The sequence below is a fragment of the Brachyspira pulli genome (assembly GCF_036997785.1).
Classification (GTDB): domain Bacteria; phylum Spirochaetota; class Brachyspiria; order Brachyspirales; family Brachyspiraceae; genus Brachyspira; species Brachyspira pulli.
The window spans coordinates 25,526-35,257 of sequence record NZ_JAWLQI010000033.1 but is presented as its reverse complement, the minus strand read 5'-3'; the positions used below and the strand labels follow the sequence as shown (position 1 = coordinate 35,257).

Genomic DNA, 9,732 nt, shown 5'->3' with positions numbered 1-9,732 from the left:
AAAAATATTTACAATCATTCTGCATTAAAGTTGTATAAATATACTGAAACAAATATATTTTTATATATGGGGCTTTGCCCCATACCCCAGTTCTTTTGTTGGCACAAAGAACCAAAAAGACTGCATTTTTAGTATCAATTTAGGTTATATCTAATATTTAACAGATATATTTTTTATATAAAGTTCTAGAAATTGCGTTTTTCGCTCTACGTTCCGTAGGAAGAAACTTTGATGAAGTCCGCAGATCGTATGCAGAAAAATCATATGATATATTTATACAATTCTGAAATAAACCTTATACAACTTAACATAATATTTTTTTATTTAAAATTATAAAGCAAATTTATAATTTACCGAACATATAATATCAAATAATTTTAAATTATGGAGTTTATTATATGGTACGTTCTTTATGGACTGCTGCAAGCGGTATGAACGGTATGCAATTTAAAACTGATACCATTGCTAATAACCTTGCAAATGTTAATACTATAGGATATAAAAAAGTTAGAGCCGATTTCGAGGATTTAATATATCAAAATTTAAAAATACAAGGAACTCCTGCTACAGAAGATACTGTAACTCCTGTAGGTCTTCAAACTGGTTTGGGTGTAAAAAGTGCTGCTACTCAAAAAATGTTTGATCAAGGTTCTTTGCAAGCAACTGGAAATAAACTTGATTTAGCATTAGAAGGAGAAGGTTTCTTCCAAGTATTAATGCCTGACGGAAGCGTTGCTTATACTAGAGATGGTTCATTCAAAATTGATGCTAATGGTCAAATGGTTACTTCTAATGGATACAGATTAGTTCCTGAAATAGTATTCCCTGAAAATTTCTTAGTAGAGCAAATAAGCATTTCAAGAGAAGGTGCTGTTTCTGTTAAAATAGGTGATGAAAATGACCCTGTTGAAATAGGTCAAATTACTTTGCATAGATTTATCAATCAGCCTGGTCTTTTATCTATAGGCGATAACTTATATAAAGAAACTATAGCAAGCGGTCCTGCTTTTGAAGGCGAACCAGGTGCTAATGGGTTTCCAAGAATTCACCAAGGTTTCGTTGAAATGTCAAACGTTAAAGTTGTTGATGAAATGGTTGATATGATAGTAGCTCAAAGAGCTTATGAAATGAACTCTAAAGCAGTACAAACAAGTGATAACTTACTTGCTACTGTTGTAAATTTGAAAAGATAAAACATAATTAGTAAAAATATTTAAAGAGGTCTTTTAAAAGGCCTCTTTTCTATATATATTGCCGTAAGAACTATCATCTTTTACATAAAGACTAACCATAGTAGTATATTCATATTTTATACTTTCAGCATAAGATTCGCCGTATTCATCATAATTGTTTCCGGCATTATAATATCTAAGTGTCTTTACAATATCGCCTTCAAATCTAGTTAAAAGTTTTCTTATAAATCTCACACCTAATATAATATTGTCTCTTGGATTATATCTATTTAAAGTAGGATCAACATCTTCATTAGCGATTGGAGTTATTTGACAATATCCATAAGCATTTTTTTTAGATAAAGCTGTTGGAATAAAACTGCTTTCAACTTTTATTAATGCCACCATTAAAAGCGGATCAACATCATAATTGCTGCAAACATCAAATACATCTTTTATGAACCAAAAATCTTGATTGTAGTGATTGGCAACATCTTTAATTAAATTTACCCAATCATTAGATGGAAAAGAATAATCATTAATATTAAAATTATGTGTCTCCAAATTAAGATGGCACAAAAATAGAACTAATACTATAACCGTTCTTTTCATATCCCCCTCTTATTTTATGATTCTCATTTCTTAGTATAAACTACTTAATAATAAAATCAACCCATTTTAAAATTAACATTTTTTTTAAAAAAGTTATAATTAATTATATTTTTTATACTATTTTTACATCATATTTACATAAAGAAATATTTAATTTTCATATTTTTACAATTATATATATTTTATTTTCTAATAGTGGAATATTTTGTAAATTTTTTATATCATATTTTAACTGTTCCATTAAAGCAATATCTAGCCTCACCTTTCATAAATACAGTATCATTTTCATATCTTAATACTAAATCACCGCCAAGAAGATGATTAAGTATAACATTATCTGTTCTTCCGCTAATAAAACCAGCCACACATACAGCAGATGCTCCAGTACCGCATGCTAGAGTTTCTCCGCTTCCTCTTTCCCAAGTTCTTTGCTTCACCTCTCCCCTATTAATAATTTCAACAAATTCTACATTTGTTCTGTTTGGAAATATACTATTATTTTCTATATAGCTTCCTATTTTACTAATATCAATATCATCAATACTATCAACAAATATTACACAATGAGGATTACCCATAGATACACAAGTAAAATAATATGTTTTTCCGTCAATATTTATAGGCTCATCAATTATTCTTTCTTTATTTATTGTAGTTGGAATTTTTAATCCTTCCAATATAGGACTGTCCATATTAATTTCAACACTGTCAACCTCATCATTTTTTATAAATAATTTAGCTTCTAATATGCCTCTTAAAGTTTTTATTTTCATTGGGTTATTTCTGCTGATATTATTATCATAAGCATATTTAGCTACGCATCTTATACCATTTCCGCACATTTCACTTTCAGAACCATCATAATTAAACATTCTCATTTGCACATCAGCAATATTGCTAGGCATTATAAGTATAATTCCGTCAGATCCTATAGAATAATGTCTGTTGCTTAAAATTGGTGCATAAGTAACAGCATCATCTACAGTAAATTGTTCTTTAAAACAATCAACATAAATATAATCATTTCCTATACCATGCATTTTTGTAAAATTTAAAACCATAATAAACCCCTAAACATTTTTTTAATATCTTTTCATTTTTTATATTATACAATTCAATCATATAACAATTTTTAAAATATACAATTATATAAAGAAAAATTATATAGCATTATTAAGTTTATAATAAAACAAATTAAACAATATTTATAGTATATACCTAAACAACTATACTTTGTCAATTTTGAATTATTTATGAATGTAATTTTTATTTATTAATAGCATAAAATATTATTAAGTTTTCTTTAAAATATAAGATAAAAACTATATTTTGACTAAAAATGCCATCTTTCGCAAAGCGTATCCGAGCCTGTTGAGGATATAGGTTCTCGCCGAAGGCGTGCTGTGCCTTGTGGCAATACCACAGGCACTCCTTTCAGTCGCAAAAGAAGTGGGGTATTGCGAAGCACACAGCGTGGTGGGCAAAGCCACATATATTAAAAAGAAAATATAATTTTGACAAAATATAGTTGTTTAGGTATATATTAATTAATATAAATAATAGGAAGTACAAAACATACTACAAAAGAAAATAATAAATAAACATAAATGAATATCATCGGTTTATTATTTATAATAATATCAAATGTACCGGTTGTTTCTCTATTTTTAAATGACATCATAAATGAAACAATAGTACTAGCTAAAATAAATATTAAATGTATAAGAAAAATTATATTTAATATAATCAATGTTAATTTAGTAGGTGTAAGTCCAAAGTTAACTATTCTATATATTGTAGCTGTTATAGTCAATAAATCAAAAATCATTGCAAATAATGGCACTATTAAATACATTGCCTTTATAAATATATTTGATTTTTTATCCATTCTTGTAAACAATAAATTAATTATAGTAAAAGCTAGTATACAATTATATAAAACATATACAACTCTATTATTATAAGGTCTTGATTCATAAGGAAGCATTAAGAATAACATTATAAACATACAAAATAAAGTAATTACTAAAAAAGCTCTAGAAACATATATAGATATTACTGATTTTGTTTTGCAGTATATATAATAAGCTAAAAATGGAATGAATCCATATATAAATATTGTAAAACATATAACTAATTTTGCTATTATAAAACCAATATCTGTGCTTGACTCGAATAAAGCGGTAATAGAAAAACCTACAATAATAAGTAAATAAGTTAGTATTGTTAATACAGTACTGCTTGCTGTATTAATTATCACAAACCACAAAAATGTATCTCCAAAAACTGTAAAAAAATCTGAAATTTTATCAGTATTTACAGCATCAAAAGAATTATATGAAAGCATTAATATAATAAAAAATATTATAGTAAAAAATATAGCTCTATTGAATAATATCTGAAAATCTGCAGTGCCTATAGGTGGCATGTAAATATAATTAAAAGAAATGTTTGAAAACACTGCTATAAGACTTACAAGCAGAAAAGATAAAAATGTCATTAAAATAACTTTTCTATTAAAAGGAATCAAATGAAAAAGTACAGTAAAACAAAATAAATAAAAACTAACAAACAAATGACTATTCAAAAATATTGGGAATATATAGCTTGTATCTATATTTTTTAAACTGAATATATAAATGCAGGTTGGTATTGTTGATAATGCAAATACAAGTAAATATTTTAATGCTTTTATAAATTTATTATAATCGTTATTTAAAGTATTATTCCTCTTAATTAAAGTATTTTCCATTATATTCCTCCATAATTCGAGTAATAATATATAACATAAATAAAAAAAATCAATTATTAATAATATTCTCTTTATTAATTGATAAAAATTTTGTTTTATATTAAACTTAAAGAATTATTGTAGGAAGTTAATATTATGAACAAAGATATAGAAAATTACTTTTTAAACTTTTCAAAAAAAATCGAAAATAATGCTGTTTTAATTGCACTTAATTTTGATACTGATTCAAAAATAAAAAATAAATTATATACAATAGACAAAAATTATAAAATAATTAAAAACGATATAGAAAATATATTATCAGGATATTCATTCAATAATAATTTTATAATACATAATAATAAAATATATAAAAATAATGAAATAAATGAGAATATAGAATATATAAATAATTTAATAGAAAATGCATTCAATGAAAATATACTATACGGTATTCCTGCATATTTTGCAGATGAAAATAAAAAAGTTAATAAGGCATTATTTTTAGATAGAGACGGCGTATTAATACAAGATGTTGGATATATAGGAACAGTTGATAGAGTAAAAATAAAAAGTGAATTTATAGACGTAGTGAAAGAAGCAAATAAAAAAGGATACATCACAATAGTAACGACAAATCAAGCCGGAATATCATACGATTATTACAGCAATGAAGATGTGCATAATGTTCATAATTATATATATGAAGAATATAAAAAACATGATGCTGTTATAGATGATTTTTATTATTGTCCTTATCATATAAAAGGTCATGTTGAGCCTTACAATATATTATCAGTACTAAGAAAACCTGAAGCAGGAATGCATTTACTTGCATCGAAAAAATATAATATAGATTTATTTAATTCTTTTATGATAGGTGATAGGGATACTGATATTGTAAAAATTCCCTATCTTAAAACTTTATTAATAGAAACAGAAGTTTATGAAATAGAAAGCAAAGAAAATATTGTAGAAATAAATGATATATATAACTTATTAATTTAAAAATTTATTATCTACCTAAACAATTATATTTTGTCAATTTTGAGTTATTAATAGCATAAAACATTATTAAGTTTTGTTTGAAATGTGAAGTAAAACCAAGATTTGTGTTAAAAATGCAGTCCTTTTGCTTCTTTGGGTCAACACCGAGTAGGTGCCTTGCCTACGGCACGCAGAGCGTCGGCAAAAGAAGTAGGGGTTCGGGGACTAGTCCCCGAAAATAATAACAATATAAAAACTAATTTTGACAAAGTTAAAAATTTTTGGTATATATTAATTTTCTGCTTTTTTTATTTCTGTGATTTTGACTTCTTTTACTTTTTCGCCTGCAGTTTTCTTTAATGTAATTTTTTCTCTGTCTTTTTCAGCAATATAATAATTATTTCTTAATTTTAATACTATATCTTTAGCACCATTAATACCGTCATTTTGTTTATAAGCATAAATAAGCATTTGTATTAATGATATAGTAGAAGGAAGCCCTATATATATGATAGCTATACCAGCAGAAGGAATCGTAGCTATAGAAGAAGCAATCAAGGCTTTATCCTTTCCCAATTTTTTAGAAGATATTATAGCTGTAGCTGCAACTATAACTCCTCCAATAAGAACACCCCAAGCAATTTTACCAGTATTTTTGATATTAGAAACTTTACTTCCGAGCTTATGATCTACATAAATAACATCATCATCAGATATTATACTATCCACTAATTCTTCTTCATTCATGCATATTTTATAAGAAACTTCTTTCATAATAATTTCTAACCTCGTTTTAATGTATTTATTTATATGATAAATTTATTGATGATAAAAGTCAATTATAATTTTTTTATAAAAAACAAAAAAGGACTTTATATAAATAAAGCCCTTTTTTATGTTTTATTATTAATTAACAAGTTTTATTTGATAATGCTTTTTTAGGTATATCGGTAGGATATGAACCATTAAAACAGCCTATACAATAATTTTTATTTCCTAAAGCACTAAGCATGTCTTCTATAGTAAGATATTCTAATGTATCAGCATTAATTTCTTTTCTAATTTCTTCTACAGAAAGTTTAGCACCTATAAGCTCTTTTTTTGAAGATATATCAACACCATAATAACAAGGACTTTTAATAACAGGAGAAGCAGATCTAAAATGTACTTCTTTAGCTCCGGCACGTCTTACAATATCTATTAATATCTTACTTGTAGTTCCTCTTACTAAAGAATCATCTATTAATATAACTCTTTTACCGTCTATTAAGTGTTTTAAAGGATTGAATTTAAGTTTTACAGTTTCTTCCCTAGTAGACTGTTCAGGCATAATAAAAGTTCTTCCAATATATCTGTTCTTTACCAAACCAATACTATAAGGAATTCCGCTTTCTTTTGCAAAACCTAATGCAGCTATAGTACCAGAGTCTTGAACACCTATAACTATATCAGCATCAACTTTATTTTGTTTTGCTAATAAAACCCCAGTTTGGAATCTTACATTATAAACGTTGATACCGTCAATATTACTTTCAGGACGAGCAAAATATATATGCTCGAAAGCACAAGGATAATGCTTAACTTCATTTTTAGAATATTTGAAAGATTTCACACCTTCATCATCTATTATAACCATTTCGCCTGCTTCAATATCTCTTATAAATTTAGAGCCTACAGCATCTAAAGCACATGACTCAGAAGCTAAAAAATAATCACCATTAGCATTTGTACCCAAACATAATGGTCTTATTCCATAAGGGTCTCTTACACCTATAAGTTTACCATCAACAACTATAACAAGGGCAAAAGCACCTTTTATAATATTAACGCATTCTTTAATACCTTCTATAAAATTACTAACCGTTTTTCTAGCTATAAGTTTAATAATAACTTCTGTATCTGAAGTGGCATTAAATGTTGCACCGCTTTCTTCAAGTTCATATCTTAATTCTTCAGCATTAGTTAAATTACCATTATGAGCTATAGCGATTTGTCCTAATCTGAAAAGGTTTTCAAGAGGCTGAGCATTCTCTATTTTACTAGCCCCTGTAGTAGAATATCTTACATGTCCTATAGCTATATTTCCTTCAGTATCTTTTGGTATATTACTTGAAAATAAATCGGATACAAGTCCCATAGATTTATAAGTAAATAAATGTTTGTAATTAGATACTGTAATACCTGCACTTTCCTGACCTCTATGCTGTAAGGAATAAAGTGCATAATTCAAAGTTTTTAATATATCCTTCTTTATTTCTTTAGAATAAATACCAAAAACTCCGCATTCCTCTCTAGGTTTATCATTAAATTCCATATTATTATTCATATATTATTATAACCAACTTTATTTTTAGATTTTGATTTACCAATATTATAGTTAATCGTATTTTTATACAATATATTTATTAAATATTTTTCTTATTATTTTTATGTTCTTTATTATTGTTAAACTCGCCTAGACTAAAAGGCCCGAGTTGGCACTCGGCGTCTAGGCTCGTTGGCGCTATTATTAGATGCCAGCTAAAGCTGTCATCTGCTGCGGCTCGCTTGTTTTATTTTTATGCTTTTTATTATTGTTATACTCGCCTAGACTAAAAGGCCCGAGTTGACACTCGGCGTCTAGGCTGTTGGTACTTACAATAGATGCCAGATAAAGCTGTCATCTGCTTTGGCTAGCTTTTATTTAAGATAACAATAGATATCAAATCAATCACAATCTGTATGCAAAATTAATTGTCCGCATTTCAAACATTCAAATAAATATCCTTGAAAACTTCCTCCAATTTCTAAATCTTCAATATATTCTCTTACAGAATCTTCATCATTATCAGAGGATATAATTATTTTATCTAATAAATTTCTTTCTTTTAATTCTTTATAACCTACATAAGAAATAAATTTACAAAAATCATCGCAATGATTTGGATAATACGGCTGCTGCCAAGCTGAATATTCAGGTGTTCTTTTTGTAAGTTCCTCAATTTTTTCATCTCTATTTTCAATAATACTATCACTGTCAAAAGGTTCATCAATAAAATCACAATCAAATTTTTCAGCTGCCTTTCCATTTGCTATGCATTCAGGGCATAATGGTTTTATATTGTCTTCACAATGCGGAATAGTATAATAAACCAAATCTGTTTCTTTTTCACAACATTTGCATAATACTTTATTATCTTCCTTTACAAAAAAATTTTTAACAATATTATCATCAACGTATTTAAATTTAGGTATATCAGACATTGACTCCTCCATTTATAATTTCTAGTATTATAAAATTTCATCTATAAAATATAAAAGACTTTGCAAAATATAAAAAATATTAAGCAAAGTCTTCAAATTCTTTTTTATTTAGTATTATAGATTATTAAGTCTATTTAAAACTTCTATATAAGCTTCTTCAATAGAACCTAAATCTCTTCTAAATCTATCTTTATCTAATTTTTTGCCAGTTTCTTTATCCCAGAATCTGCAAGTATCTGGAGTAATTTCATCAGCTAAAAGTATTTCACCTTTTGAGTTCTTACCGAATTCTACTTTGAAATCAACTAAAGTAATGCCTATTTTATCTAAAGCTTCTTTTAATAAATTATTAACTTTAGAAGTAACTTCATAAATATATTTTAATTCATCATAAGTAGCAAGCTTTAAAGCAACAGCATGGTGTTCATTGATTAAAGGATCGCCGTATTCATCATTTTTATAACAAATTTCAAATATAGTGTTAGGAGGAACTGTACCTTCTTCTATTCCAAGTCTTTTAGCCATAGAACCAGCTATTAAGTTTCTAACAATTACTTCTAATGGGAAAATTTTTACTTTTTGGCAAAGCTGTTCCCTGTCGCTTAATTTTTCTATGAAGTGAGTTTTGATTCCATTTTTCTCAAGCATTTTAAAAAGTAATGAAGTAATTTCATTATTCATAACACCTTTATCTTTAATAGAACCTTTTTTCTCTCCATTAAAAGCTGTAGCATCGTCTTTATAATACACAATTATTTCATCTGCATTATCTGTAGCGTAAACCTTTTTTGCTTTACCTTCATAAAGCATTTCTTTCTTTTCTTTAGACATATTCTAACTCCTGTTATTATAAAACTAATTTACAAATTATAAATTAATTTATTTTTGTTATGCTATTATATATCTTTTTTAATTATTTTACTATATTATATATAAATAAATAATATAAAAATATACTAGCTGTATGAACAATAAATATAAATTGTT

The 9,732-nt window shown here is 26.5% G+C and carries 9 protein-coding genes; 2 read left to right on the top strand and 7 right to left on the bottom strand.

What is annotated here, in order from left to right:
- Nucleotides 1-398: 398 nt before the first annotated feature.
- The gene (flgG, locus tag R4K56_RS08755; protein WP_297296776.1) at nt 399-1,193 is read left to right on the top strand and encodes a flagellar basal-body rod protein FlgG; all 795 of its coding nucleotides are present in this window, start codon (nt 399-401) and stop codon (nt 1,191-1,193) included.
- 33 nt (nt 1,194-1,226) lie between these two features.
- Here flgG and R4K56_RS08750 read toward each other — a convergent pair whose 3' ends face one another.
- From R4K56_RS08750 to R4K56_RS08740, 3 genes are all read right to left on the bottom strand, one after another.
- Nucleotides 1,227-1,784 (bottom strand): lytic transglycosylase domain-containing protein, encoded by a 558-nt coding sequence (locus R4K56_RS08750; RefSeq protein ID WP_335758758.1) that lies wholly within the window; start codon nt 1,782-1,784, stop codon nt 1,227-1,229.
- A 221-nt stretch (nt 1,785-2,005) separates the two neighbouring features.
- On the bottom strand, nt 2,006-2,845 hold the full coding sequence (dapF, locus tag R4K56_RS08745) for a diaminopimelate epimerase (protein ID WP_335772369.1): 840 nt from the start codon (nt 2,843-2,845) through the stop codon (nt 2,006-2,008).
- 482 nt (nt 2,846-3,327) lie between these two features.
- Nucleotides 3,328-4,536, bottom strand: coding sequence for a hypothetical protein (locus R4K56_RS08740; protein ID WP_335772370.1), 1,209 nt, complete (start codon nt 4,534-4,536; stop codon nt 3,328-3,330).
- 135 nt (nt 4,537-4,671) lie between these two features.
- Here R4K56_RS08740 and R4K56_RS08735 point away from each other — a divergent pair, with 135 nt between their 5' ends.
- Entirely contained in the window at nt 4,672-5,523 is an 852-nt protein-coding gene (locus R4K56_RS08735) for a D-glycero-alpha-D-manno-heptose-1,7-bisphosphate 7-phosphatase (RefSeq protein WP_335772371.1), read from the top strand.
- A gap of 270 nt (nt 5,524-5,793) precedes the next feature.
- Here R4K56_RS08735 and R4K56_RS08730 read toward each other — a convergent pair whose 3' ends face one another.
- From R4K56_RS08730 to purC, 4 genes are all read right to left on the bottom strand, one after another.
- Nucleotides 5,794-6,276: a hypothetical protein gene (locus R4K56_RS08730; protein ID WP_335758853.1), complete on the bottom strand. Its 483-nt coding sequence runs from the start codon at nt 6,274-6,276 to the stop codon at nt 5,794-5,796.
- Nucleotides 6,277-6,412: 136 nt separating this feature from the next.
- Entirely contained in the window at nt 6,413-7,828 is a 1,416-nt protein-coding gene (gene purF / locus R4K56_RS08725; protein WP_335772372.1) for an amidophosphoribosyltransferase, read from the bottom strand.
- A gap of 380 nt (nt 7,829-8,208) precedes the next feature.
- On the bottom strand, nt 8,209-8,745 hold the full coding sequence (locus R4K56_RS08720) for a CbrC family protein (RefSeq protein WP_335770222.1): 537 nt from the start codon (nt 8,743-8,745) through the stop codon (nt 8,209-8,211).
- 114 nt (nt 8,746-8,859) lie between these two features.
- Entirely contained in the window at nt 8,860-9,576 is a 717-nt protein-coding gene (gene purC, locus R4K56_RS08715) for a phosphoribosylaminoimidazolesuccinocarboxamide synthase (RefSeq protein WP_335772373.1), read from the bottom strand.
- Nucleotides 9,577-9,732: the final 156 nt, after the last annotated feature.

Excerpts from the sequence above, each read along its gene's own strand:
- flgG (WP_297296776.1), top strand. The coding sequence starts at position 399 with ATGGTACGTTCTTTATGGACTGCTGCAAGCGGTATGAACGGTATGCAA.
- R4K56_RS08750 (WP_335758758.1), bottom strand. The coding sequence starts at position 1,784 with ATGAAAAGAACGGTTATAGTATTAGTTCTATTTTTGTGCCATCTTAAT.
- dapF (WP_335772369.1), bottom strand. The coding sequence starts at position 2,845 with ATGGTTTTAAATTTTACAAAAATGCATGGTATAGGAAATGATTATATT.
- R4K56_RS08740 (WP_335772370.1), bottom strand. The coding sequence starts at position 4,536 with ATGGAAAATACTTTAATTAAGAGGAATAATACTTTAAATAACGATTAT.
- R4K56_RS08735 (WP_335772371.1), top strand. The coding sequence starts at position 4,672 with ATGAACAAAGATATAGAAAATTACTTTTTAAACTTTTCAAAAAAAATC.
- R4K56_RS08730 (WP_335758853.1), bottom strand. The coding sequence starts at position 6,276 with ATGAAAGAAGTTTCTTATAAAATATGCATGAATGAAGAAGAATTAGTG.
- purF (WP_335772372.1), bottom strand. The coding sequence starts at position 7,828 with ATGAATAATAATATGGAATTTAATGATAAACCTAGAGAGGAATGCGGA.
- R4K56_RS08720 (WP_335770222.1), bottom strand. The coding sequence starts at position 8,745 with ATGTCTGATATACCTAAATTTAAATACGTTGATGATAATATTGTTAAA.
- purC (WP_335772373.1), bottom strand. The coding sequence starts at position 9,576 with ATGTCTAAAGAAAAGAAAGAAATGCTTTATGAAGGTAAAGCAAAAAAG.